At 72.7% G+C, this 24227-nt stretch carries 22 protein-coding genes; 12 read left to right on the top strand and 10 right to left on the bottom strand.

Features of this window, described 5'->3' with window-relative positions; genetic code table 11:
- Window positions 1-41 precede the first annotated feature (41 nt).
- The 5 genes from AB0J87_RS53935 (at window position 42) to AB0J87_RS53915 (ending at window position 6062) form a co-directional block, all read left to right on the top strand.
- The gene (locus tag AB0J87_RS53935; protein ID WP_363981512.1) at window positions 42-2762 is read left to right on the top strand and encodes a tetratricopeptide repeat protein; all 2721 of its coding nucleotides are present in this window, start codon (window positions 42-44) and stop codon (window positions 2760-2762) included.
- Between the two features lie 179 nt (window positions 2763-2941).
- Entirely contained in the window at window positions 2942-3127 is a 186-nt protein-coding gene (locus AB0J87_RS53930; protein WP_350733697.1) for a hypothetical protein, read from the top strand.
- A gap of 63 nt (window positions 3128-3190) precedes the next feature.
- Window positions 3191-3739, top strand: coding sequence for a hypothetical protein (locus AB0J87_RS53925; RefSeq protein WP_363981509.1), 549 nt, complete (start codon window positions 3191-3193; stop codon window positions 3737-3739).
- Window positions 3736-5577, top strand: a complete 1842-nt coding sequence (locus AB0J87_RS53920; RefSeq protein WP_363981506.1) for an ABC transporter ATP-binding protein — start codon at window positions 3736-3738, stop codon at window positions 5575-5577. Before AB0J87_RS53925 ends, AB0J87_RS53920 begins: the two co-directional genes overlap by 4 nt.
- A complete protein-coding gene (locus tag AB0J87_RS53915) occupies window positions 5574-6062 on the top strand; it encodes a S26 family signal peptidase (protein ID WP_363981503.1) in 489 nt (162 codons plus the stop codon). Before AB0J87_RS53920 ends, AB0J87_RS53915 begins: the two co-directional genes overlap by 4 nt.
- Here the strand turns inward: AB0J87_RS53915 and AB0J87_RS53910 are convergent.
- The 7 genes from AB0J87_RS53910 to AB0J87_RS53880 form a co-directional block, all read right to left on the bottom strand.
- Window positions 6035-7840 (bottom strand): ABC transporter ATP-binding protein, encoded by a 1806-nt coding sequence (locus tag AB0J87_RS53910; RefSeq protein WP_363981500.1) that lies wholly within the window; start codon window positions 7838-7840, stop codon window positions 6035-6037. The genes AB0J87_RS53915 and AB0J87_RS53910 overlap by 28 nt on opposite strands.
- Window positions 7837-8334, bottom strand: coding sequence for a hypothetical protein (locus AB0J87_RS53905; RefSeq protein ID WP_363981499.1), 498 nt, complete (start codon window positions 8332-8334; stop codon window positions 7837-7839). The genes AB0J87_RS53910 and AB0J87_RS53905 overlap by 4 nt, the downstream gene beginning before the upstream one ends.
- A 14-nt stretch (window positions 8335-8348) precedes the next feature.
- The gene (locus AB0J87_RS53900; RefSeq protein WP_363981496.1) at window positions 8349-8870 is read right to left on the bottom strand and encodes a MauE/DoxX family redox-associated membrane protein; all 522 of its coding nucleotides are present in this window, start codon (window positions 8868-8870) and stop codon (window positions 8349-8351) included.
- A gap of 63 nt (window positions 8871-8933) precedes the next feature.
- On the bottom strand, window positions 8934-9128 hold the full coding sequence (locus tag AB0J87_RS53895; RefSeq protein ID WP_363981493.1) for a hypothetical protein: 195 nt from the start codon (window positions 9126-9128) through the stop codon (window positions 8934-8936).
- 74 nt (window positions 9129-9202) lie between these two features.
- The gene (locus tag AB0J87_RS53890) at window positions 9203-12103 is read right to left on the bottom strand and encodes a BTAD domain-containing putative transcriptional regulator (protein WP_363981491.1); all 2901 of its coding nucleotides are present in this window, start codon (window positions 12101-12103) and stop codon (window positions 9203-9205) included.
- Window positions 12104-12113: 10 nt separating this feature from the next.
- Window positions 12114-12548, bottom strand: a complete 435-nt coding sequence (gene lepB / locus AB0J87_RS53885) for a signal peptidase I (protein WP_363981488.1) — start codon at window positions 12546-12548, stop codon at window positions 12114-12116.
- A gap of 37 nt (window positions 12549-12585) precedes the next feature.
- Window positions 12586-13002, bottom strand: a complete 417-nt coding sequence (locus AB0J87_RS53880) for a hypothetical protein (RefSeq protein ID WP_363981485.1) — start codon at window positions 13000-13002, stop codon at window positions 12586-12588.
- 189 nt (window positions 13003-13191) lie between these two features.
- On the opposite strand from AB0J87_RS53880, the gene AB0J87_RS53875 reads away from it, so the two are divergent.
- From AB0J87_RS53875 to AB0J87_RS53845, 7 genes are all read left to right on the top strand, one after another.
- Window positions 13192-14433 (top strand): histidine kinase, encoded by a 1242-nt coding sequence (locus AB0J87_RS53875; RefSeq protein ID WP_363981482.1) that lies wholly within the window; start codon window positions 13192-13194, stop codon window positions 14431-14433.
- Window positions 14418-15065, top strand: a complete 648-nt coding sequence (locus AB0J87_RS53870; protein ID WP_355206893.1) for a response regulator transcription factor — start codon at window positions 14418-14420, stop codon at window positions 15063-15065. Before AB0J87_RS53875 ends, AB0J87_RS53870 begins: the two co-directional genes overlap by 16 nt.
- A gap of 115 nt (window positions 15066-15180) precedes the next feature.
- Window positions 15181-15813, top strand: coding sequence for a rhomboid family intramembrane serine protease (locus tag AB0J87_RS53865; protein WP_363981479.1), 633 nt, complete (start codon window positions 15181-15183; stop codon window positions 15811-15813).
- Between the two features lie 19 nt (window positions 15814-15832).
- A complete protein-coding gene (locus tag AB0J87_RS53860) occupies window positions 15833-16120 on the top strand; it encodes a DUF1905 domain-containing protein (protein ID WP_350733675.1) in 288 nt (95 codons plus the stop codon).
- Between the two features lie 60 nt (window positions 16121-16180).
- A complete protein-coding gene (locus tag AB0J87_RS53855; protein ID WP_363981475.1) occupies window positions 16181-17239 on the top strand; it encodes a beta-eliminating lyase-related protein in 1059 nt (352 codons plus the stop codon).
- A 180-nt stretch (window positions 17240-17419) separates the two neighbouring features.
- Complete coding sequence (locus AB0J87_RS53850) at window positions 17420-21550, top strand: bifunctional nitrate reductase/sulfite reductase flavoprotein subunit alpha (protein WP_363981473.1); 4131 nt, start codon at window positions 17420-17422, stop codon at window positions 21548-21550.
- Between the two features lie 69 nt (window positions 21551-21619).
- Window positions 21620-21853: a hypothetical protein gene (locus tag AB0J87_RS53845; RefSeq protein ID WP_363981470.1), complete on the top strand. Its 234-nt coding sequence runs from the start codon at window positions 21620-21622 to the stop codon at window positions 21851-21853.
- A gap of 3 nt (window positions 21854-21856) precedes the next feature.
- On the opposite strand, the gene AB0J87_RS53840 is transcribed toward AB0J87_RS53845, so the two are convergent.
- From AB0J87_RS53840 to AB0J87_RS53830, 3 genes are all read right to left on the bottom strand, one after another.
- On the bottom strand, window positions 21857-22891 hold the full coding sequence (locus AB0J87_RS53840) for an ABC transporter ATP-binding protein (protein WP_363981467.1): 1035 nt from the start codon (window positions 22889-22891) through the stop codon (window positions 21857-21859).
- Window positions 22888-23649: an ABC transporter permease gene (locus tag AB0J87_RS53835; protein WP_363981591.1), complete on the bottom strand. Its 762-nt coding sequence runs from the start codon at window positions 23647-23649 to the stop codon at window positions 22888-22890. The genes AB0J87_RS53840 and AB0J87_RS53835 overlap by 4 nt, the downstream gene beginning before the upstream one ends.
- An 86-nt stretch (window positions 23650-23735) precedes the next feature.
- Window positions 23736-24155: a helix-turn-helix transcriptional regulator gene (locus AB0J87_RS53830; RefSeq protein WP_363981464.1), complete on the bottom strand. Its 420-nt coding sequence runs from the start codon at window positions 24153-24155 to the stop codon at window positions 23736-23738.
- Between the last annotated feature and the right edge of the window lie 72 nt (window positions 24156-24227).

Below are 24227 nucleotides of genomic sequence, written 5' to 3'. Positions count from 1 at the left end.
GCGTTAGTCTTCGAAGATCCACGAGCAAGGGGTGGACCGTCGTGCTGATCCGGTTACTCGGCCCGGTGGAGGTGGAGCGGTCGGGGCAGACCCGGCCCGTACGCCCTCCACAGGTCGCGCTCGCCGTCGCCGCGCTCGCTTGGGAGGTCGGCCGGGTCGTGCCGGTGGACACGCTCCTCGCCCGGGTCTGGGGCGAGCAGGTCCCGCCCGGCGCGCGGCGCACCCTGTACACGATCATCACCCGCATCCGGCGCGACGTGCTCGCGGATGAGGGCGCCGTCGTCCGCCGGCTCGGGGGTTACCTGCTCGACGTGGACGAGTCCGCGGTGGACGTGCCGCGCTTCCGCGGCCTGGCCGACCAGGCGATGGCCGTACCGGACCCGGTGCCGCCGCTGGGCGCGGCGCTGGCGCTGTGGCGTGGCGATCCGCTGACCGGGCTGCCCGGCGAATGGGCCGAACGGGCCCGCCACCGCCTGCGCGACGAGCGCAGGGAGCTCCTGCTGCGCTGGGCACGGGTGGTCACCGGCCGGGACGCCGCGGCCGCGGTGGCGGCGCTGTCGCCGCTGGCCGAGGAGTACCCGCTGGACGAGCTGGTGGCCGCCGCGCTGATCGAGGCGCTGCACGCGTGGGGGCGGACCGCCGAGGCGCTGGCCCACTTCGCCCAGGTACGCCGGACGCTCGCCGAGGAGCTGGGCGTCGAACCGGGTACGCCGCTGCGGAGCGTCCACCGGAAGCTGCTGCGCTCCGGCGACTCGACCGAGGCCGCGCGGCCGGTCCCGGCACAGCTGCCGGTCGGCCTGCGGCACTTCGTCGGCCGGTCGGCCGAGCTGGACCGGCTGGCCGCGATCGGCGAACAGCAGGCCACCGCGGCGGTCTGCGCGATCTCCGGGCCGCCCGGGGTGGGCAAGTCGTCACTCGCCCTGCGCTGGGCCCACCTGCACCGCGACCGCTTTCCCGACGGGCAGCTGTACGCCGATCTCAGCACGATCGACCCGGCCGACGGAGCCGTGGTCCTGCCCCGGTTCCTGGGCGCGCTCGGGGTCACGGAGGCGCAGGTGCCGTCGGGCGTGGAGGCGCAGATCGGGCTCTACCGCAGCATGCTGGACTGCCGCCGGGTCCTGGTCGTGCTCGACGACGCCCGCAGCGCCACCCAGGTCCGCCCGCTGCTGGCCACCGCGCCGGGGTGCCTGACGCTGGTGACCGGCCGCTCCGAGCTGTCCGGGCTCGCGGTCACGGCGGGGGCGCACCTGGTCGGCCTGGACGTCCTGCCCGGCGACGACGCGCACGACCTCCTGGTGGCGTGGCTGGGCGAGGCCCGGCCGGCGGCCGAGCCGGAGGCCACCGCGAACATCATCCGCCGGTGCGGCCGGCTGCCGCTGGCGCTGGCGATCGTCGCGGCGCAGCTGGCGCAGCGCATCGATCTGCCGCTGGCCGAGGCCGCCGCGGACCTCGAGCGGGCCGACGCCGATCTGGAAGCGTTCGCGCACAGCGACCCCGCGATCGACCTGCGCCACGTGTTCGGGCGCTCGTACCGGGACCTGCCCGTGCCGGCGGCCCGGCTGTTCCGGCGGCTCGGGCAGCACCCGGGGCCGCACCTGCCGCTGTCGGCGGCGGCGAGCCTGGCCGCCCTGCCGGTGGGGCGCACGCGGGAGCTGGCCGCGCACCTCGACCGCGCCAACCTGGCCGAGATCCGCGCGCCCGGCCGGCTGCGCCTGCACGACCTGCTGCGCGTGTACGCCTCGGAGCAGGCGCGGGCCGCCGACACCCGGGCGGCACGGCGGTCGGCGACGCGGCGACTGCTGGACTACTACCTGCACTCGGCCTGCGTCGCGAACGGGATGTGTTACCCGCACCGCGACAACCTGCTCCTGGACCCGCCGGCGCGGGGCACCGTGGTGGAGCGGTTCGCCGGGCCGGCGGAGGCCCTGTGGTGGTACGCCGACGCGTCGGTGGCGCTGCCCGCGCTGCTGGCGGAGGCCACCGAGGCCGGGTTCGACGGCCACGCGTGGCGGCTGGCGTGGGCGTTCGCGGAGTTCATGCAGCGGCGCGGCCTCTGGGAGGAGATCCTGCGCACCCACGCGGTGGCGCTGGCCGCGGCCGAACGGCTCGGCGACCGGCTGGCCGAGGCCCGCTGCCACAACAGCATCGCCCGCGCCCACGCCCGGCTCGGCCGCGACGGCGAGGCGGTCGAGCACTTCGAGCGGGCGGTCGAGCTGCACCGCGACCTCGGCGAACCCGTCCTGCGCGCGCACGTCCACCTCGGCCTGACCGTCGCGCTGAGCCGGACGCGACCCGATGAGGCGCTGAGCCACACCCTGCACGCGCTGGAGCTGTTCCGGCAGGCCGGCGACGTCGGCGGGGAGGCGCGGGCGTTGAACAACTCCGGCTGGCTGCGGGCCCAGCTCGGCGAGTACGACGAGGCGCTGGCCGACTGCCGCCGGTCCCAGCGGCTCCTCGCCGGCCTCGGATACACCCAGGGCGAGGGGCACGCGTGGGACAGCGTCGCCCACGTCCTGCACCTCAAGGGCGACTACGCGCAGGCGGTGGCCTGCTTCGAGCGGGCGGCGGAGCTGCTGCGCGACTGCGACGACCCGCACGCGGCCGCCGAGACGCTGGTCCGCCTGGGCGAGACGCACGTCGCGGCCGGTGACATCGCGACCGCGCTCGACACCTGGAAGCAGGCGGCGGAGTTCTTCGACGCCGTTGACGACGCGCAGGCGGCGAAGGTCCGCGACCGCATCGTCTCCTTCCACCGTCCCTGATCCGCACGCGCCTGCGATCGCCCGCCTGAACTGCCGAAACAGGCCGTTAAGAATTCATTGAGAAATCGCTCAGACCTCTGGCGCACGCTGCGACGGGCGGCGGGACGGCGGCGTGGTCCGGCGTACCGCTTCCGCACGGGCGGGCGCCGTCCCGCCGGAACAACCGAAAGGAAAGTTCGATGCGCGTCGTGACCAGAATGGCCGACCGGCTCCTCGAGCTGATCGCGCCGCACTCCGTGGCCAGGGCTACCGACTGCGGTTATGAGTGCTGCAGTTTCCCGGCGTTCACCGCGAAGTACTGCTGCTACTACCCGAACGGCAGCCGCAGTTGCGGCGGCTGCAAGAGCTACATCTACTGCTCGTGACCGCACGTTGAGCGGGTGCCCGGCTGGCGGGCCGGCCGGGCCCTTTACACGGAAGGTTGTCTCATGTCCTATTTGATCGCCGTCGTGGCCCTCATCGGCGCTTTGTGCCTCGTGGGTCTGGTGCTGACCCTCGGCGTGATCCGGCGGCTTCGGGAGCACACCAAGCTGCTGGACGGACTGTATGAAGCCGTCGACCTGATGGGCGGCCCTTCCGGGCCGGGCGCGGGGCCGGCCGTCGGCGACGTCGCCGGTGATTTTGAGGCGACGACGGTGGACGGGAGCCCTCTCACCCGGGATCTCCTGCCGGACGGGACGGTCGTCGCGTTCTTGTCGCCCGATTGCCGCGGCTGCCATGAGAAGCTTCCCGGCTTCGCCTCGTGGGCCGCGGGCCAGGACCGCTCGCGGGTGCTGGCGGTGGTCGACAACCGATCGGGTGACCCCGCGGACATGGTCAGCGCTCTGAAGCCCGTGGCACAGGTGATCGTGGACAGCGCTGTGAGCAACGCGTTCGGCGTGCACTCGTTCCCGACGTTCCTCCAGGTGACCGCGGGCGGCAGGCTGCTCGCGGTGGCGCCCGAGATCTCCCGGCTGCCGGCCGGGTCGCCTGCGTGAGCGAGCCGGCGCCGACGTCGCGGGGGCTGGCCGGGAGCGCGGCACGCGCCGCCGCGATGGTGTGGCGGTCGGCGCCCGTCCATGTCCTTGCCTACCTGGCGGTCACGCTGGTGGGCTCGGCCACCCCGATCGCCGTGGCCTGGCTGACCAAGGCCGTGCTGGACGGGGTGGCGCTACGGCAGACCGGCACGCTGCTCGCCCTGGCGACGGCCGTCGCCGCCGTCACCACGGCCGCCGCCGTGGCGGCGCACGCGGGACATTACCTGCGTGCCGAGGTGGATCGCAGGACGGCGCTGCACGCGAAGGACGAGCTGTTCGCGGCGGTCTCCGGCTTCACCGGTCTGGCCAGGTTCGAGAGCCCGGCATTCCTTGACCGGCTGCGGCTGGCCCAGCAGAGCGCGAGCAACCCCGGCAGGCTGGTGGACACCGCGCTCACCACCGCTCGCAGCGCGGTGACGGTCGCCGGCTTCGTCGCGTCCCTGGCACTCGTCAACTCCGCCTTCACCATCCTGGTCGTGCTGTCGGCCCTGCCGGCGCTGCTCATCGAGCTGCGGATGTCGCGGCAACGGAACACGATGTTGTGGCGGATCGGGCCGGCCGAGCGTCGCGAAGGGTTCTACGCGCACCTGATGTCCACCGCGGACGCCGCCAAGGAGATCCGCCTGTTCGACCTCGGCGGCTTCTTGCGGCTTCGCATGCTGGCCGAGCTGCGCACCGCGAACGCCGAACGCCGCCGGATGGATCGGCGGGAGCTCTGCATCCACGCGAGTCTGTCAGGCGCCTCGGCGATCGTGGCCGGAGCGGGCCTCATCTGGGCGATCCTGGCGGCGGGGCAGGGACGGCTCAGCGTCGGCGACGTGGCGATGTTCGTGGCGGCGGTCGCCGGCGTGCAGGCGGCGCTGGACAGCATGGTGTCGGCCGGCGTGATGGCGTACGAGCACCTGCTGACCCTTCATCACCACGTCGCGATCGTGACCGCCGAGTCCGATCTGCCGGCGCCGGGCGAGCGCCCGGCGCTGCCGCCCCTGCGCCGGGGCATCGAGCTGCGCGACGTCTGGTTCCGCTACAGCCCGGACCATCCGTGGATCCTGCGCGGCGTCAACCTGTTCATCCCGAACGGGTGCACGGTCGCGCTGGTCGGGCGCAACGGCGCCGGCAAGAGCACGTTGGTGAAGCTCCTGTGCCGCTTCTACGACCCGACGCGCGGGGCGGTCCTGTGGGACGGCGTGGACATCCGCGACGTGCCGCCGGAGACGCTGCGTGCCCGGATCGGCGCCGTCTTCCAGGACTTCGTGTCGTACGAGCTGACGGCGACCGACAACATCGCCGTGGGCGACCTCGCCGCCGCCCAGGACCCGGCGCGGATCGAGCGGGCGGCGCGGGACGCCGGGATCCACGACGTGGTCGCGGCCCTGCCGCGCGGCTACCGCACGCTGCTGAGCCGTGGATTCCCCCAGGACCCGGACGACGAGCAGGACGACGCCGACTCCGGAGTGCTGCTCTCCGGCGGGCAGTGGCAGCGGCTGGCGCTGGCCAGGGCGTTCCTGCGCCGCGACCGGGACCTGATGATCCTCGACGAGCCCAGCGCCGGCCTGGACCCCGAGGCCGAGTACGAGGTGCACGGCCGGCTCGCCACGCTGAGGTCGGGGCGGACCAGCGTGGTCATCACCCATCGGCTCGGCGCGATCCGCACGGCCGACCGGATCGTGGTGCTGACCGACGGCGTCGTCACGGAGCAGGGCACGCATGCCGCCCTGCTGGCCGAGGGCGGCACGTACGCCGAGTTGTTCGCCCGGCAGGCGACCGGCTACCGGGACGACGTGGAGCTGTCGCGGTGACCGGCGCGATCGTCGTGCTGGCGGCCGTCGGCATCGTTCTCGCCGTTCTCCGGGTGCGCCGGCGATACCTGGTGGTGACCGTCCAGGGGGAGAGCATGCTGCCGGCGTACCGGCCGGGTGAGCGCGTCCTCGTACGGCGGACGCCACCCGGATCGCTGCGCCCCGGGCAGGTCGTCGTGCTGAGCGGCTTCGCCCACGCCCGGCCGGGCGAGCGCCCGCGGGAACCGCACCAGCAGCTGGGCGCGGGCCCGGGCTGGATCATCAAGCGCGTCGCGGCCGTCCCGGGTGACCCGATCCCCCGCGACACCGTCCCCGCGCTGCGGACCGAGCCGGGCACGCGGGTGCCGGCCGGACGCCTGGTGGTGCTGGGCGACAATCCGGACCACTCGCTCGACTCCCGGCAGTCCGGCTACCTGGCGGCGGATCGCCTGTTCGGCGTGGTGCTGCGCAAGATCGATCAGCCGATGTCGGCGCCCTCGCGGTAGCCGCTGGCCTGGGTGGCGAACAGGTGGGCGTACCGGCCGCCCAGCGCGATCAGCTCGTCGTGGGTGCCCCGCTCGACGATCCGGCCGTCGCCGAGCACCACGATCAGGTCGGCGTCGCGGACCGCTCCGAGCCGGTGCGAGACCAGCAGGCTGGTGTTGTCCGCGCGGTGCTCGCGCAGCCGGCGGTGCACCTCGTACTCGGCCTGCGCGTCCAGGCCTGAGCTGGGCTCGTCGAGGATGAGCAGGTCGCGGCGCTCGCGCACCAGCGCGCGGGCCAGGGCCAGGCGCTGCCACTGGCCCCCGGAGAGCGTCACGCCCGCCTGCGGGTCGTCGTCGTCCTCGGGGCCGAAGAAGACGCGGCTCAGCATGGTGTCGTAGCCCCGGGGCAGCGCCTGGACGGTTTCGTGCGCGCCCGCCAGCTCGGCCGCGGTCCGGAGCCTGGCGCGGTCGGACATCGCCTCGACCTCGCCCACGCCGATGTTCTCCGCCGCGGTCAGGTCGTAGCTCATGTAGTCCTGGAAGAGCACGCCCATCCTGGCGCGCAGCTCGGCGGGTGGCACGTCGCGGATGTCGATGCCGTCCCAGCGGATCGCGCCGCGGGACGGGTCGTAGAAGCGGCACAGGAGCTTGATCAGCGTGCTCTTGCCGGCCCCGTTGAGCCCCACCAGCGCGACGGAGGCGCCGTGGGGGATCGTCAGGTCCACCCCGCGCAGCACCCAGGGATGGCTCTCGTCGTACCGGAACCACACGTCGTGCAGCTCGATGCCGCGGCGCAGCGCGGGCAGCGGCTCCGGTTCGCCGGGCGTGGGCAGGTCGCCGGGCAGCGACATGACCCGTTCGTGGTGGGCGAACAGGAGCAGCGCCTGGCGGGCGTTCGCGGCGTTGTCCACGGTGGCGGTCAGCGCGGCCTGTGTGCCCGCCACGGCGGCGGCGAACGCGGTCACGTCGCCGAGGGTGAGCCGGCCGTCCAGGGCGGAGTACACCGCCCAGAGCAGCCCGGCGCCGCTGACCGCGGCGGAGAGCGCCGCGAGCGCCGACTGCGTGAGCGCCTCCCGCCGGTCCAGCCGCCGCTCCCCCGACTGCAGGACGGCCAGCTCGCCGAGCACCCGCCGCTTGAGGAAGTCGCCGAGCCCGAAGAGCCGGACCTCCTTGGCGGCCTCGACGTCGGTGATCAGGGAGGAGTAGAAGATCTGCCGCCGGGCCGCGGCGGACTGCCCGGCGATCATCTTGATCCGCCGCTTCTCCAGGGACATCCTCGCCGCGAGGACGGGCAGCGCCGCGAGCGCCACCAGGCCCGCCATGAGCGGGCTCAGCACGGCGAGGGCCACGAGGAGCCCGGTCAGGGCGATGACGTTGCGCCCGAGGTCGAACAGGCCCGAGGTGATCGGCCCCATCGCGTTGCCCGTCGCCTGCGCGGCCATGCGCAGCTCGTCGAGGAACACCGGACTCTCGAACCGCGACAGGCCGTGGAACGTGTTCACCCGCGTGTACAGGCGATCCTGCAGCAGCAGGTCGAGCCGGCGATCCGTCTCGCCCCGCAGATAGCCGGTCAGCTGCGGCAGCACCCCGGCGACCAGCCCCAGCACGACGAGGCCCGCGACCGGGGTGAGCACGCGTTCCGGCCGGCCTGTCGCCAGCCCGTCGACGAGCGTCTTGGTCGCCCACACGGTGGCCGAGGGCAGCAGTCCGGCCAGGACGGTGGCGACCAGCTGGCACACCGCCAGCACCGGCCCGGCCCGCCAGCACAGCAGCGCCAGGGTGGCGGCGCGACGGGTCACTTCGCCGGTGCCATGGCGGCGAGATCGGTCAGCTCCGTGTCCGCGGCCACGACCCTGCCGTCCTGGTCGGCCCGCAGGAACGTGGGGAACGCATGGATGTCGAGAGCCTGCACGATGCGCAGCGCGTCCTCGCCCGTGACGACGCTCGCCACGCCGCCCACCACCTCGACCAGGTCCGCGGTCTCCTCGACGGCGCCGGAGATGACCGCCAGAGCGCTCTGCCCCTTGGCCTCCGCGGCGAACTGCGGCGCGCGCTCGTGGCAGGTGTCGCAGCCGACGTCGAAGAAGCCCACGAGCCGCGGCCCCGCCACATCCTGCGGCAGCGTGCGCCCGACCAGCACGCGGGGATCGTACGGCATGAGCGTCGACGTCCCCGCGAGGCGTTCCAGCTCGGCGGTGTGCGCGCGCAGCCGGCGCAGCACGCCCAAGGTGAGCACCAGGTCCAGCAGGCACAGCAGGCCGACCAGCACGACGGCGACGATCAGGAAAGGCATCGGACAACCCCTCTTCAGGCGGTGAACAGCTCCAACAGGTCGTCGAGGCGCACCACGAGCAGAGCGCCCACGGCGGCGGCGACGAGAGCGAGCGCGACACCGGCCGGATGCGCCACCGCCGCGCCGGACGCGGCCCATGCGGCGAGCCCGGTGGCGCCGGACGCCGCCAGGACGAGATTGCGGATCACGTGTGGCCGGCCGAGCGGCGTGACGGACGCGCCGAAGCACCGGCACGGCGCCTGCCGCCCCCGGCGCAGGGCGACGAGGATGCCGCCGGTCAGCGCGGCGAGCGTGCCCACCGCGACCGCGAAACCCAGCGGCACGGTCCACGGCAGCGCCAGCAGGACGACCGAGGCGGCCTCCGCCGCCAGCAGGGCGTGCGCGGCCATGGTGGACACGGTTCGCGGAAGGATCTTGAGGACCACGATCGAGGACACGTACTCGCCGTACGCCGATCGGCCGCGGACCTTCCCCGCGATCGCGATCGCGAAGACGGCGGCCAGCAGCGCCCGACACATGATCATGAGATAGAGCACGGCGTCACCCTCGTGTCCGGGGACCGGCGGCGGAGGAGGCCGCCGCCGGTCCGCGCGTTCTACCTAGCCGCCGCAGACCCTGAAGGCGTAGCAGGACCCGCAGCGGGTCGTGCCGCCGGCGGTCGTGCAGATCTTCCTGAAGTCGGAACGCTCCCTGCAGTAGCAGTGCACGTACCACTCCGCGGCCGCCTCGGCGGACGCCTTCGGGACGAGCCTGTCGAGAATCCTGTCGCCGAGCTTGCCCAAGACAGAAGTCATGTTCGCTCCTTGTATAGCGATGCGGTCAGGCCGAAACGCTATTTGGGGGACATACAGCGACCGATACAGCCGCGCTACACCTGGGCGGTGAGCAGCCTTTCCAGCACCGGGTTGAGACGCATCGCCGGATCCGCGAACAGTTCCTCGGCCCGCCGGGCGTCCCCCGCGGCGCGCGGGTCGCCCGATGCCGTCCTGGCCCTGGCGAGCTGGCGGGTGCAGGCGGCGTAGCCGTACGCGTCGCCGATCTGCGCGGCCAGCTCCAGGGCCCTGACCAGGTCGCGCTCGGCCGCGGCGAGGGCACCCTGCCGCAGCCGGATCTCGGACCTGCTGAGCAGCACCTCCCACTCGTCCTCCCGGTTGCCGGTCTCCTCGCAGCGGGCCAGCGCCTCGTCCATCGCGGCCAGCGCCTCGTCCCGCCGGTCGAGCAGGCAGTAGGCGCGGCCGAGCGCCGCCAGCGTGATGCTCTCGCCGTTCAGGTCGCGATCGGCCCGGCGGACGGTCAGGCACCGTTCGAAGCGGTCCACCGCCTCGGCGTCCCTGCCCAGCTGGAGCAGGAGCTCGCCCAGGCTGTGGCCGACCAGCCCGACGCGCCTGGACCCGTGCGTCTTGAGCAGCCGCAGGCTCGCGCTGATGCGGCCGAGGGCCGCGTTGAGGTCGCCGGTCTGCATGTGCAGCCAGCCGAGGTTGTGCAGCGCCATCCCTTCCTCCTCGCGGTTGCCCAGGTCGCGCCAGAGCTCGAGCGCGCGCCGCAGGTGGCCGCCGGCCGCCTCCCCCTGGCCGGCCCGCCACTCCAGCAGCCCCAGGGTCGCGAGCGTGGACGCCTCCGCGCCGCGGTCGCCGTCGCGCCGCGCCACCTCGATGGCGAGCCGTGCGATGGTCTCCAGCTCCCGCCAGTAGCCGCCCTTCATCACCGTGGCCTTGACCAGGGTCATCAGCTCGATGGCGAAGCGCGCCGTATCCGGCTCCCCGCGCGCGGCCTGGACGGCGGCCGCGACCAGGCAGTGCAGCTCCGTGTCGAGCCACCGCACGGCCGCGGCGGGGTCACCCAGCACCAGGCCGGGATCGCGCCTGCGCTCCCGGCTCCCGCCGCCGGCTCGCAGGTGCGACTGCAGCAGGTCGCGCAGCTGGTGGCAGAGGTCGAGGTACCAGTCCAGGGCCCGCCGTACGGCCAGGTCCAGGTCTTCCGGCGAGTCGTGGGAGGCGGCCAGCTCCCCCGCGAAGAGCCGCAGCAGGTCGTGCGTGCGGAACCGGCTCTCGCCGACCGGCTCGATCAGGCGTGCCTCGACCAGCTCGTCGAGCACGGTCTCGGCGGTCTTCAGGTCGACGTCGGCCAGCGCGGCGACGAGCTCGACGCCCACCTCCGGCACCTCCAGCACGCCGAACAGGCGGAAGACGGTCCTCGCGGCGCTCGTCAGGGTCGCGTAGCCGACCTCGAAGCAGGAGCGGACGCGCAGGTCGGCCGCCTGCAGCTCGTCCAGCCGCCGCCGCTGGTTGCTCAGGCGCTCGTTGAAGCCCGCGAGCGACCAGTCCGGCCGGCCCGCGAGGCGGGCGCCGGCGATGCGCAGCGCCAGCGGATGGTGGCAGCACCAGCTCGCGATCTCGGCCGCCGCCTCCTTCTCGGCGGCCACGCGCGCCTGACCGGCCAGCAGCGCCAGCATCCGTACCGACTGCTCCTCGTCGAACATGTTCACGGCGATCGGTACGGCGTCCAGCGTCGTCAGGGCCGACCGGCTGGTGACCAGCGCCGCGCAGCCACCGCCCGCCGGCAGCAAGGGAGCCACCTGGGCGGCGCCGACGGCGTTGTCGAGGACGACCAGGACGCGCCGGTCGGCCAGCACCGACTGGTAGAGGGCGGCCGCCTCCGCCGGCGCCGCGGGCACCTCGCCCGGAGGCACCCCCAGCGCGCGGAGGAAGCGGCCGAGCACCTCGTCGGGGCGCAACGGCGACAGGCTCGGTGTCGATCCCTGGAGGTCGGCGTAGAGGTGGCCGTCGGGGTACCGGTCGGCCACGCCGTACGCCGCCTTCATGGCGAGCGTCGACTTGCCGATCCCGCCGGGGCCGTGCAGCGCCAGCACGGGCGGTCCCGCGCCGGCGCCCAGCACGGCGTGGATCCGGGCGAGCTCGGCCGAGCGGCCCACGAACACGCTCGGCGCGCGCGGCAGCTGGCGCGGCCGCGGCCGCCCGTCGTCGGCGGGGGCCTCCTCCTCCGACAGCAGGGCCGGGTCCCTGCGCAGGATCAGCTGATGCAGCCTGCGCAGGTCAGGGCCCGGATCGATGCCCAGCTCGTCGGCGAGGACCTTCCGGGCGGCCCCGAACGCGTCCAGCGCGCCCACCACGTCGCCGCTCTGGTACAGCGCCACCATGAGCTGGCCGTGCAGCCGCTCGCGCAGCGGGTACTGCCCGATCACCTCGCGCAGCCGCTTGGCCGCCGTCGCGTGCCTGCCGAGGGCGAGCTGGATGTCCGCGTGCTCCTCCACCACGCTCAGGTAGTGGTCGGTGAGCCGCGCGACCACTTCCCGCAGTGTCGGCCCCAGCGGCACGTCCTCGGCCGCCATCCCCTGCCACAGCGCGAGGGCCCGGGTGTAGGAGTCCAGGGCGGTGCTGAGATCGCGCCTGCCCAGCGCCTGGCGGGCGTGCGCGGACAGCGCCTCGAACTGGAAGAGGTCGAACTCCTCGGGCTCGACCCGCAACAGGTAACCGGCGTCCGAGGTCACCAGCCGCTCCACGGCCGGGTCGGCCGCGGGCGGCATCAGCTTGCGCAACTGCATGAGGTACGTACGCAGGTTCGCCACCGCGGAGCGGGGCGGCTGGTCGTCCCAGACCTCCGCCACCAGTGACCGGATCGGTACGACGTGGCCCGCCCGGGCGAGCAGCATGGCGAGGACGGTCCGCTGCTTGGGAGCCGTGATCATCGCCCATCCCGCCGGCGGGTCGTCGCCCTCGATCCGCAGCGGTCCGAGCATCCGGAACTTCACGTCCCGCCGCCTACAGGGCAGACCCGCCCAGCCGGCGCAGCGCTACCCCGAGCAGGCGATCGGCCGGGAAGAAACCGCGCTGCCGCGAGTCGACGCTGCGGGGGTTGTCGCCGTAGACCACCAGCGCACCCGCGGGCACGCGCTCCGCGGCGCCGTCCACGTCCGGCGGCACCGGGTCACCCGGCAGGGCTACGGCGCGCTTGATGTTCCAGCGCGTGCCGTCGATCCCCACTCGCGGGTCGGACGGAGGTTCCAGCACCACGACATCGCCCCTGGCCACCTGGCCGATCCGGCGCCGCCGGACCAGCACCCGGTCGCCGTCGTGCAGGGTCGGAGCCATGCTCGTCCCCTCGACGGTGACCACCACGTAGCGCCGGCGGGCCACCAAGGCGCCGGCCGCCGCCGCGAGCACACCGGCGAGCAATCCCATGCTGATCAGCTTCATCCGCTTTTCCACCGCCGCCCCAGGGAAATATTGATCTTTATCCGGCTGAGGATCGCCGCTGGCTCCGCACCCTGTCAACCGCTGGGAAGGCGGCGCGCAGGGCGGATCCGTTGACGACGAACCCGGCCGCGGCGATGGGGAGGGCACATACCGCCTGCATCATGGCGAACCACATCGGGCAGATGCCTGGGATCATGTCGACGGCGACGATCGCGACCGGCATGACGATCGAGATGACGCGTACACGCAGATAGGCCCACCGGGCTCCCCGTGCGGCGAGGACCGTCAGCCAGTAGGTCACCGCGGCGCTCGCGAGCACCCCCGCCGACCGGCCCCACATGAACGAGGTCACCGTCTGACCGCCGATCGCGAGGACGGCGACCGTGGCGAGCACGGCGGCGCTGAGCGCGCCGTAGGCGGCGACGAGGATCTTGACCTTGCCGAAGGATTCCATGTCTGTTTCATCCCTTGTGTTGTCTGGATTGGTGATCACGCTAGGGAGGGCATGGATGGGGCGGTATGGGGCTGGACGTACGGTTGGGTGGGTCCAGACCCACTTCAGGGCCGATCCGGCGGGGAGCGGCTCCGGCGCGGTGCACAGTGAAGACACCAAGCCGTGGTCGTGAAGTGAGAAGGAAGAATCATGCGACAGTGGGTGTCGAGCGCCTGCGTGGGGTTCGTGCGTGCCTGCGTGGTGGTGGCCGTCACCATGCCGGTCCCGGCCGTGTGGGCCGCCGCCGTGGCTCTGTGGATCTGGTGGTGGGGCGGGGACCCGTGGTCGGGGACGGTGCCGTTCGTGTGGGCGTGCATCGGCACGCTCGCCCTGGCGCGCCCGGTGAGCCGGATGGTCCGCGCCGTCGTCGCGAAGTGGACGGGCACCGTCATCCCCGCCGGAGATCGGCAGGCCGCGCCGGTGACGCAGCTGTCCACCGGGTATTGGTGGAACGGCTTCAGCTACGAGCGCACCAGACGCGACGCCCTCATGGACCAGAAGTGGCGGACCCGGTGGAGAGATCCCGGCTTCTGGCGCGACCTGCGGTTCACGGCGATCGCGCCGCTCACCGCGGGTGTGGTCGCCGCCGTCCCGCCGGCCGGAGCCGTGGCGGCGGTCCTCGGGTTCAGCCGGTCGTCGCTCCTCGTCGGGGTGCTCGGCCTGGTCGTGGCGGTCGCCGCCGCCCCGTACACCTGGCGGCCCGTCGTACCGGTGGCCGTCCGCTTCCTGCGCCCGTCGCCCGCGATGACGCTGGCGGACCGGGTCGATGAGCTGACGGCCCAGCGCGCGGACACCACGGTCGCGCAGGCCGCCGAGATCCGCCGGATCGAGCGGGACCTGCACGACGGAGCGCAGGCACGCCTGGTCGCGCTCGGGCTCTCGCTGGCGACCGCGGAGAAACTCATGGAGACCGACCCCGACCAGGCCAGGGCGCTGCTGCGGGACGCGCGGGTGGGCGCCGCCACCTCCCTGAACGAACTGCGCGAGCTGGTCAGGGGCATCAGCCCGCCGGTGCTGAACGAGCGCGGGCTCGTCGACGCCGTCCGCGCCCTCGCCCTGGACAGCCCGCTCGACGTGGCCGTGAGCGCCGGCGTTCAGCTGCGCCTGGACCCGCCGATCGAGTCCGCCGTGTACTTCGGGGTCGCCGAACTGCTGACCAACGCCGTCAAGCACGCCCACGCGACCCGGGCGCGGATCTCGATCACCCGCGACGAGACCGGCGTCGCCGTCGACGTCGAGGACGACGGCCGGGGCGGGGCGAGTGTGAGCGCCGGGGGCGGACTCGCGGGGCTGCGCCGGCGCCTGGCGGTCTTCGACGGCACCGTGGAGATCACCAGTCCGGCGGGCGGTCCGACGCGTGTGAGGATGGTCGTGCCATGCGAATCGTTGTAGCCGAAGACCTCTACCTCCTGCGCGACGGGATGGTCCGCCTGCTCCAGGCGTACGGGCACGAGGTGGTGGCGACGGCGACCACCGGGCCCGAGACGCTCGACGCGCTGCTGAGGTGGCGGGCCGATGTCTCCGTCGTCGACGTCCGCATGCCGCCGACCCAGTCCGACGAGGGCCTGCGGGCGGCCCTCGCCGCCCGCGGCGAAGTGCCGGGGCTGCCGGTCCTGATCCTTTCGCAGCACGTCGAGCAGTTGTACGCCCGCGAACTCCTGGCCGACGGCGCCGGCGGCATCGGCTATTTCCTCAAGGAGAGCGTGTTCGACGCCGATCAGTTCATCGACGCCCTCGAACGCGTCGCAGCCGGCGGGACCGCCATGGACCCGGCGGTCATCGCCAAATTGTTGTCCAGCGGGTCCTCGGACCGACGACTCGGACAGCTCACCGAACGCGAATACTCCGTGCTCGGCCTCATGGCCGAGGGATTGTCCAATCAGGCCATCGGCCGGCGGCTCTTTCTCAGCGAGAGCGCTGTCAGCAAGTACACGACCTCCATGTTCGGCAAACTCGGCATCACCGATGACGACAACAACAACCGCCGCGTCCTCGCCGTACTCACTTACCTGAACAAGCCCTGACGTCGTCGCCGGCTGCTGCCGTATTCGTGATCGATGGCCCCGATACTGATTCCCGGAAAAGGCACGGACGCTCCGGAGGAATCACGTGGAAGCCAAAGGCCCTACGGCCGAGATCATGATCGCTGAGGCGCGCAAGGCGTTATGGGTGATGGTCGGAGCGCTGGCCGTCATCTGGACGATCCAGATCGCCAACTGGGCATCGGGCTACACGCTGAGTTACGAGTACGGGGTCCAGGCGTGGAACCCCGCGAGCCTGCCCGACATCGTGTCGGCGCCGTTCCTGCACTGGAGTTGGGCGCACATCGAGGCGAACTCGGGGCCGTTGTTCATCTTCGGCTTCCTGTCCGCTTATCGGGGCGTGCGCAAGTTCCTCAGCGTGACAGGGCTCATCATCCTGGTCAGCGGTCTCGGCGCCTGGTTCACCGCCAGCCCCGACGCCACGGGGGCGGGCGCGAGCGGTGTCGTCTTCGGCTACTTCGGCTACATCCTGGTGCGCGGCGCGTTCGACCGGCATCTCATCGACATCGTGGTGGGCGTGGTCATGGCCCTGTGCTTCGCCTACCAGTTCGCCGGCCTGCTGCCCCAGGAGGGGATCGGCTGGCAGGCTCACCTGTTCGGCTTTGCCGGCGGCCTGGCGGGCGGCTGGATATTCCGCGAACGCGGCCGGTCCCGGCGCACGCCGTCCGCCCCACCGCGGCAGAGCCCTCGAAGCGCGCTGCTGAAGGAGCTGGACGATCTCGGGCTTTAGCAGCTCCTATCCTGGGTCGATGAACGTGGAGTTCAGCAGTGAGATGTGGTTCTGGAGGGGGCCGGCGCCCTGGCACTTCATCACCGTTCCGGACGAGGAGTGCCGTGATCTGGAGACGACCGCCGGCGCGGTGAGCTATGGCTGGGGCATGATCCCGGTCACGGCCCAGATACGGGAGACCCGGTGGAAGACGTCGCTGTTCCCGAAGGACGGGCGTTACATCGTGCCGGTGAAGGCGGGGGTGCGGAAGGCCGAAGGGCTCGACGTGGGGGACGTGGTGACCGTTCGCCTGACCGTTGACCTCTGACCCATCCGGGCGCTGGCAGGCTACTATTGCGAAATAGTCGCAATAGCGAAGGATATGCAGATGATCCGACGGTCGTTGTTCCTGCACGCGCCGATCCGGCGTACGCCACGGGTGATGCTGGAGCAGATGCTGGCGCTCGTGGACGACGACACCCCGCCGGACGGCCCTGACGGCCCCGTAGCGGTGCTGGAGCGGCGGCTGGCCGAGCTCCTCGGCAAGGAAAGCGCCCTGTTCTTCCCCAGCGGGACGATGGCCCAGCAGGTCGCGTTGCGCCTGCACGCCGACCGGCGCGGGCGCCGCACCTTCGCCGCGCACCCGCAATCGCATCTCGACGTCTGGGAGGAGCAGGGTTACAACGCCGTCCACGGCCTGCGGATGCGCCGCACCGGCGACCCGCACGAGCTGATGACCACCGACGATCTGCGGGCGGCGGGCGAGCCGCTCGCGGCGGTCGTCTGGGAGTTGCCGCAGCGCGACCTCGGCGGCCTGCTTCCGGAATGGCAGGACCTGTGCGAGCAGGTCGCCCTCGTACGGGCCACCGGCGCCGCCGCGCACCTGGACGGCGCCCGGTTGTGGGAGGCCCAGACGTACTATCGCCGGCCGTTCGACGAGATCGCCGCTCTCTTCGACACGGTCTACGTCTCGCTCTACAAGAGCCTGCAGGGCGTACGGGGCGCCGTGCTCGCCGCCGACACCGCCACGGTGGACGCGGCCCGGGTGTGGCGCCAGCGGCTCGGCGGCGGCATCCGCGACGCCTGGCCGCTCGCCCTGGCCGCCCTCGTCGGCCTCGACACCCTGGCCGCACGCATGCCCGCCTACCACGAGCACGCCGTCGCCATCGCGGCGGCCGTCAACGCCGACGGCGCCGCCCACGCCTACCCCGATCCCCCGCAGACGCCGCTGTTCCACGTCCACCTGCCGGCTCCCAGGCGCGCCGTCGAGCGGGCCGGCGAGGAGATCCTCGCCGAACGCGGCATCCAGCTCTGGGGACGGGTCCGCTCCGCGCCCGGCCCGAGCCGATGCAGCTTCGAGATCAGCGTCGGCGACAACGCCATGGAGTTCACCCCCGGCGAGGTGGTCGCCCTCATCCGCGACGTGCTCGCCCGCGCCGCCTCGTGACCCTGGGCGTGTGGCGGGCGGGGATCGGCGGTGATGTGGATGTAACCGGCGGCGGTCGGCTGCTGTGACATCCGCGTAACGCCTGTTTCTTACGTTTTGCGCGTTGGATCTGCCCGGTGCGGCTGCGGCGCGCCCACGGAGAGGGAACGTCGTTCAGGCCCTGTCGAAGGGGAAGGGCCGATGACGGCGACAGACCCGAGCAACGCCATCGCGCGTGTGAAGACCGTCTGCTCCTACTGCGGCGTAGGGTGCGGGATCGTCCTGGACGTGGCCCGGGGCGTGGACGGGCGGCGGCGGGTGGTCAAGGTCGCCGGCGACAAGAGCCATCCGGCCAACGCCGGTCGCCTGTGCACCAAGGGGGCGACCAGCGCCGACATGCTCGCCGCCCCGGGCCGGCTGGAACGCGCGCTCGTCAGGCCCGCCAGGGGCGTGCAGCCGGAGGAGAGCGGCGTCGACGCGGCGATCACGGCGACCGCCCGGCGGCTGCGCGCGATCCTGGACGAGCACGGGCCCGACTCGCTGTCGTTCTACGTGTCCGGGCAGATGACGCTGGAGGCCCAGTACCTGGCCAACAAGCTGGCCAAGGGGTTCGTCGGCACCAACCAGATCGAGTCGAACTCGCGGCTGTGCATGGCCAGCGCGGGCAGCGGTTACAAGCTGTCGCTGGGCTCGGACGGCCCGCCCGGCTCGTACGAGGACTTCGGGCGCGCCGAGGTGTTCTTCGTCATCGGCGCGAACATGGCCGACTGCCACCCCATCCTGTTCCTGCGCATGATGGACCGGGTCAAGGCCGGCGCCAAGCTGATCGTGGTGGACCCGCGGCGCACCGCCACCGCCGCCAAGGCCGACCTGTTCCTGCAGATCCGGCCCGGCACGGACCTGGCCCTGCTCAACGGGCTGCTGCACCTGCTGGTGGAGAACGGGCACGTCGACGAGGAGTTCGTCGCCGAGCACACCCGCGGCTGGGAGGCCATGCCGGACTTCCTGCTCGACTACCCGCCCGCCAAGGTCGCCGAGCTCACCGGCATCCCCGAGGCCGACCTGCGCCAGGCGGCCCGGTGGATCGGCGAGGCCGGCGAGTGGATGAGCTGCTGGACGATGGGGCTCAACCAGAGCACCCACGGCACCTGGAACACCAACGCGCTGTGCAACCTGCACCTGGCCACGGGCGCGATCTGCCGGCCGGGCAGCGGCCCGTTCTCGCTGACCGGCCAGCCCAACGCGATGGGCGGCCGCGAGATGGGCTACATGGGCCCCGGCCTGCCCGGGCAGCGCTCGGTGCTGGTGGAGCAGGACCGCCGGTTCGTCGAGGACCTGTGGGGCATCGCGCCCGGCACGCTGCGTACCGACGTCGGGCAGGGCACGATCGAGATGTTCTCCCGGATGGCCGAGGGCGAGATCAAGGCGTGCTGGATCATCTGCACCAACCCCGTGGCCAGCGTCGCCAACCGCAGGACGGTGATCGCGGGTCTGGAGGCCGCCGAGTTCGTCGTCACGCAGGACGTCTTCGCGGCCACCGAGACCAACGCCTACGCCGACGTGGTCCTGCCCGCCGCCCTGTGGGCCGAGACCGAAGGCGTGATGATCAACTCCGAGCGCAACCTCACCCTGCTCCGGCAGGCCGTCGATCCGGTCGGCGAGGCGCTGCCCGACTGGATGATCATCGCCCGGGTCGCCTGCGAGATGGGGTTCGAGGACGGCTTCTCCTATTCGAGCGCGGAGGAGGTGTTCGAGGAGATCAAGCGGGCGTGGAACCCGGCGACCGGGTACGACCTGCGCGGCGTGACGTACGACCGGCTACGCGAAACCCCCGTGCAGTGGCCCGCCCCGCCCGGCTCCGGCGAGCGCAACCCGGTCCGCTACCTCAACGACGGCCGCAGCCAGGAGACGCTCACGCGCGAGGACGGCAGCGGCCCGCGGCTGGCCTTCGCCACCCCCGACGGCCGGGCCGTCTTCTTCCCGCGTCCGCACCTGCCCGCCGCCGAGCTGCCCGACGACACCTTCCCGTACGTGCTCAACACCGGGCGGGTGCAGCACCAGTGGCACACGCTCACCAAGACGGCCAAGATCGCGAAGCTGAACAAGCTCAACCCCGGCCCGTTCGTGGAGATCAACCCGGCCGACGCCACCGAGCACGGCATCGGCGAGGGCGACCTCGTGACGGTCTCCTCGCGGCGCGGGCGGGCCGTGTTGCCGGCGGTGGTGACGGACCGGGTCATGCCGGGCAACCTGTTCGCGCCGTTCCACTGGAACGATCTCTTCGGCGAGTACCTCAGCGTCAACGCCGTCACCAGCGACGCCGTCGACCCCATCTCCTTCCAGCCCGAGCTGAAGGTGTGCGCGGTCTCCCTCGCCAAGGTCGCCCCGGACCCCGCCACGGCCGCTCCCGTCCCGGCATCCGATGTTCGTACGGCCGAGGAGGTGCGGGCGCCGGTCGCCGTCGGCGCGCTGCGCGGCCTGTTCGGGCTCGCCGACGTGACCCCGCCGGAGCTCTCCCCGTCGGAACGCCGCTATCTGTCCGGATTCCTGTCCGGCCTGGCGAGCACCCCGCTCGACGGAGCGGACGTACCGGTGCTGCCGGATCATGCGCCCTTCGCGCCGGACCACGCGGTGTGGGTGAACGGGGCGCTGGCCGGCGCCTTCTCCCGCATCGTCCGCCCGGCGCGGAAGCCCACCGAACCGGAGCCCGGGCCCGCCGATCCGGAGGCCCCGGCACGCGAGATCGTCATCCTGTGGGCCTCGCAGACGGGCAACGCCGAGGAGTTCGCGGCGGCCAGCGCCGAGCGGCTGGCGGGCGCCGGCCGCAGCGCCCGGCTTCTCAGCATGGACGACTGCGCCCCGCAGGCCCTGACGCCGGACGCGGACCTGCTGATCATCTCCAGCACGTTCGGCGACGGCGAGGCCCCCGACAACGGCACCGCGTTCTGGGACGCGCTCGCCGAGCCCGGAGCGCCGCGGCTCGACGGCGTACGCTATGCCGTCCTCGCCTTCGGCGACTCCAGCTACGACGACTTCTGCGGCCACGGCCGGCGCCTCGACCGGCGCCTGGAGGAGCTCGGCGCGCTCCGCCTCGCGCCACGCGTCGACTGCGAGCCGGACGAGCACGAACGCGCCCTGGACTGGCTCAACCAGCTCCTGTCCACCCTGGCCGATCCCGGACCGGCGCGGAGCGAACCGACGACGGCCACGCCGTCCGGCACCCGCGCCACCCCCTTCACCGCGACGCTGTCGGCGAACAGGCTGCTCAGCCTGCCGGGCTCGGCCAAAGAGGTTCGGCAGTTCACCTTCGACACCGGCGGCGAGCTGACCTACCAGGCGGGCGACGCCCTCGGCGTGCTGCCCGTCAACAGCCTGGACCTGGTCATGGAATGGCTGGCCGGCACCGGCCTCAGCCCCGCCGACACCGTCGAGCTCCCCGGCCTGGGCACGCTGCCGCTCCGCGAGGCCCTGTACCGCCACCTCGACATCACCAAGATCACCTCTGGCCTGCTGAAGTTCGTCGCCGAACGTACCCACGACCGCGACCTCGGCCGGCTCCTGCGCCCCGGCAACAAGGGCGAGCTGGACAAATGGGTGTGGGGTCGCCAGGCCGTGGACGTGCTCGCCGAGCTTCCCGTGCGCGCCACGGCCCAGGAGTGGGCCGACGTGCTCAAACGGCTCCAACCACGCCTGTACTCCATCTCCTCCAGCCCGCTCACCAGCCCCGACCGGATCAGCCTGACGGTCTCGGTGGTGCGCTTCCGCAACCCGCGCGGCACGACGCGGGGCGGCGCGTGCTCGGCGTACCTGGCCGACAGCCCCGAGCAGACCACCGTCCCGGTGCACGTCCAGCCCACCAAGCACTTCCGGCCGCCCGCCGACCCCGGCGCCCCCATGGTGATGATCGGCCCGGGCACCGGCGTGGCTCCTTTCCTCGGCTTCCTCGACGAACGCCGGGCCCTCGGCCACCCCGGCCGCAACTGGCTCTTCTTCGGCGAGCAGCGCCGCACGACCGACTTCTACTACCGCGACGAGCTGGCCGCGCTGCACGACGACGGCCTGCTGACCCGGCTGGACCTGGCCTTCTCCCGCGACCAGCGGGCCAAGGTCTACGTGCAGGACCGGATGCGCGAGCACGGCGTGCAACTGTGGAGCTGGCTGCAGGAGGGCGCGCACGTGTACGTGTGCGGCGACGCCGCCCGGATGGCCAAGGACGTCGACCAGACCCTGCGCGACATCGCGGCCCGCCACGGTGGCCTGGCCCCCGACGACGCCACCGCGTACGTCAAGCAGCTCGCCGCGGCGAAGCGCTACGTACGCGACGTGTACTGAACGCGGCGCTGATCAGCCTGTCGTCATCTCATCTGCCGTGAACATGCCGAAAAACCCTTGCAGATACGTGTGCGCTATCTGATCGCGGTGCTGGGACGCGACGGCCACCGCGCCGTGCTGTCGTGGGGCGAGATCGACCCCGAGTTCGGCAACACGGCGGCGCTGCTCGCCGTCACCATGGACTGCCGGGACCTGACCGAGCAGGGGCCGCACCTGGTGATGCCGGGAGATCACTGCGGATCGCGGCACATCAGCCAGGTCACCGACATCAGGGTGTGCGCCGCCGACCAGTTATGGGTCTAGCGTTCATGCCGGGTAGGCGTGGGTCTCGCCGGCCTTGACCGAGGCCCAGATCTGCTGGCCGGGCGTCAGGTCGAGGTCGGCCAGGGCGGCGGGGGTGATGTCGGCGAAGGCGGTGATCGGCCCGTCGAGGTGGACGCGTACGTTGTCGCCGTGCCGTTCGATGCCCTCGATGCGCGCCTCCCACAGGTTGCGCGGGCTCCCGTCCGGACGCGTCCGGTAGAGGGCCACGGCGGCGGGCGGGAAGGCGACGAACGCGGGTCCGTCGAGCCGTTCGGAGGTGTGCAGCAGCAGCAGCTCGCCGACCTTGACCCGCGCCCCGTCGGCCAGACCTCGATGCAGGTTGAGCCCGACCAGGCGGGCCACATAGTCGGTACGCGGGTGCCGGGCCACCTCGGCCGGGGTGCCCTGCTGGACGACGGCGCCGTTCTCGATGACGATCAGCCGGTCGGCCAGCACCATCGCGTCCAGGGGGTCATGGGTGACCAGGACGGTCGCGCCGTCGAAGTCGGCCAGGTGACGGCGCAGGTGCGAGCGGATCTCCAGCCGGGTGTGGGCGTCGAGGGCGGCCAGCGGCTCGTCCAGCAGGAGCAGGCTGGGCCGTACGGCCAGCGCCCGGGCCAGCGCGACCCGCTGAGCCTGCCCGCCGGAGAGCTGGCGCGGCTTGGCGGCGGCCCGGTCGGCCAGGCCGACCCGTTCCAGCAGGACGGCGGCCGTGCGGCGGGCCTCGGCCTTGGGGACGCCCTGGCAGCGCGGCCCGAAGGCGACGTTGTCGAGCGCCGTCAGGTGCGGGAAGAGCAGGTAGTCCTGGAAGACCATGCCGATCGGACGCTGCTCGGCGGCCAGCGGGTGCAGATCGCGGCCGTCCAGGACGATCTCGCCGCCGGACAGCGCGACGAGCCCGGCCAGGGCGCGCAGCGCGGTCGTCTTGCCCGCCCCGTTGGGGCCGAGCAGGGCCACCACCTCGCCCGCGGCCACCTCGAACGCGAGGTCGAGGGTGAAGGCGGGCCGGGAGACCACCAGATGGGCCTGCAGTGTCATGGGCTGCTCACCCACCGATCCCGCAGGCTGGCCAGGATGATCACGGAGACGGCCAGCAGGACGAGGCTGAGCACGATCGCCGCCTCCGGCTCCGTCTCCAGCGCCAGGTAGACGGCCAGCGGCATCGTACGGGTGGTGCCCGGGAAGTTGCCCGCGAACGTGATCGTCGCGCCGAACTCCCCCAGCGCCCGGGCCCAGCACAACACCGCCCCGGCCACCACACCCGGCGCGATCAGCGGCAGCGTCACCCGCCGGAACACCGTCCAGCGCGAGGCGCCGAGCGTGGCGGCCGCCTCCTCGAAGCGCCGGTCGGCGCCGCGCAGCGCGCCTTCCACGCTGATCACCAGGAACGGCATCGCCACGAACGCCTCCGCGACGACCACCCCCGCCGTGGTGAACGGCAGCGTGATCCCCAGCGACGACTCCAGCCACTGCCCGACCAGCCCGCGCCGCCCCAGCACCAGCAGCAGCGCCACACCGCCCACCACCGGCGGCAGCACCAGCGGAACGGTCACCAGCGCCCGCACCACCCGCCGCCCCGGGAAGTCCACCCTGGCCAGCAGCCACGCCAGCGGCACCCCGAGCACCAGGCACAGAGCCGTCGCGATGGTCGCGCACACCAGCGACAGCCGCAACGCCTCCAGCACCTGCGGTTCGGCCAGCCGCTCCAGCAGCGTGCCCCACGGCGCGCGGATCAGCAGCCCGGCCAGCGGCAGCACCAGGAAGGCCAGGCCCACCAGCGCGGGCACGACCAGCATCCACGGCAGCCGCCCGGAAGCCCGACGGCCCGGGCGACCGGCGGACCCGCCTTTCAGGTCCGCCTGGTGGGTGCGCACGGGATCGGTCATGCGGATTGGCTGCTGCTCACGCGCTCGTGACCGGGGATCTCGACGACGACGTTGGTGGACTTGATCACGGCGACCGCCACCACCCCCACCTCCAGGCCGAGCTCGTCGGCGGCCTGGCGGCTCATCAGCGACACCACCCGGAACGGCCCGGCGGCGATCTCCACCTGCGCCATCACCGCGTCCCGGATCACCTCGGTCACGATCCCCCGAAAGCGGTTACGCGCCGAGGAACGGCTGCCGCTCTCGATCTCCTCGACCTGAGCCCGGGCGAAGGCGGCCAGGTCGGCGCCGTTCACCTGGCGATGACCGTGCTCGTCCCGCTCGGCCGCCAGCCGCCCCGCGTCCACCCACCGGCGGACGGTGTCGGCGCTGACCCCGAGCAGCGCCGCGGCCTCGCTGATCCGAAACGTCGTCATAGGCCCTCACCATACCTTTCGCACATTCGAGCCCAAGTACGGTTCTGGCATGGCATCCACGGCCGAGCCGTC

It is taken from the genome of Nonomuraea sp. NPDC049625, from assembly GCF_040675285.1.
GTDB lineage: Bacteria > Actinomycetota > Actinomycetes > Streptosporangiales > Streptosporangiaceae > Nonomuraea > Nonomuraea angiospora_A.
The sequence above is the reverse complement of the archived record's forward strand: the minus strand, read 5'-3'. Positions and strand labels throughout refer to the sequence as shown.

What these genes read in the sequence shown, in the direction of transcription:
- AB0J87_RS53930 (WP_350733697.1), top strand. Translation starts at nt 2,942, where the DNA reads ATGCGCGTCGTGACCAGAATGGCCGACCGGCTCCTCGAGCTGATCGCG.
- AB0J87_RS53925 (WP_363981509.1), top strand. Translation starts at nt 3,191, where the DNA reads ATGTCCTATTTGATCGCCGTCGTGGCCCTCATCGGCGCTTTGTGCCTC.
- AB0J87_RS53905 (WP_363981499.1), bottom strand. Translation starts at nt 8,334, where the DNA reads ATGCCTTTCCTGATCGTCGCCGTCGTGCTGGTCGGCCTGCTGTGCCTG.
- AB0J87_RS53895 (WP_363981493.1), bottom strand. Translation starts at nt 9,128, where the DNA reads ATGACTTCTGTCTTGGGCAAGCTCGGCGACAGGATTCTCGACAGGCTC.
- lepB (WP_363981488.1), bottom strand. Translation starts at nt 12,548, where the DNA reads ATGAAGCTGATCAGCATGGGATTGCTCGCCGGTGTGCTCGCGGCGGCG.
- AB0J87_RS53880 (WP_363981485.1), bottom strand. Translation starts at nt 13,002, where the DNA reads ATGGAATCCTTCGGCAAGGTCAAGATCCTCGTCGCCGCCTACGGCGCG.
- AB0J87_RS53875 (WP_363981482.1), top strand. Translation starts at nt 13,192, where the DNA reads ATGCGACAGTGGGTGTCGAGCGCCTGCGTGGGGTTCGTGCGTGCCTGC.
- AB0J87_RS53870 (WP_355206893.1), top strand. Translation starts at nt 14,418, where the DNA reads ATGCGAATCGTTGTAGCCGAAGACCTCTACCTCCTGCGCGACGGGATG.
- AB0J87_RS53865 (WP_363981479.1), top strand. Translation starts at nt 15,181, where the DNA reads ATGATCGCTGAGGCGCGCAAGGCGTTATGGGTGATGGTCGGAGCGCTG.
- AB0J87_RS53860 (WP_350733675.1), top strand. Translation starts at nt 15,833, where the DNA reads ATGAACGTGGAGTTCAGCAGTGAGATGTGGTTCTGGAGGGGGCCGGCG.
- AB0J87_RS53855 (WP_363981475.1), top strand. Translation starts at nt 16,181, where the DNA reads ATGATCCGACGGTCGTTGTTCCTGCACGCGCCGATCCGGCGTACGCCA.
- AB0J87_RS53850 (WP_363981473.1), top strand. Translation starts at nt 17,420, where the DNA reads ATGACGGCGACAGACCCGAGCAACGCCATCGCGCGTGTGAAGACCGTC.
- AB0J87_RS53840 (WP_363981467.1), bottom strand. Translation starts at nt 22,891, where the DNA reads ATGACACTGCAGGCCCATCTGGTGGTCTCCCGGCCCGCCTTCACCCTC.
- AB0J87_RS53835 (WP_363981591.1), bottom strand. Translation starts at nt 23,649, where the DNA reads ATGCTGGTCGTGCCCGCGCTGGTGGGCCTGGCCTTCCTGGTGCTGCCG.
- AB0J87_RS53830 (WP_363981464.1), bottom strand. Translation starts at nt 24,155, where the DNA reads ATGACGACGTTTCGGATCAGCGAGGCCGCGGCGCTGCTCGGGGTCAGC.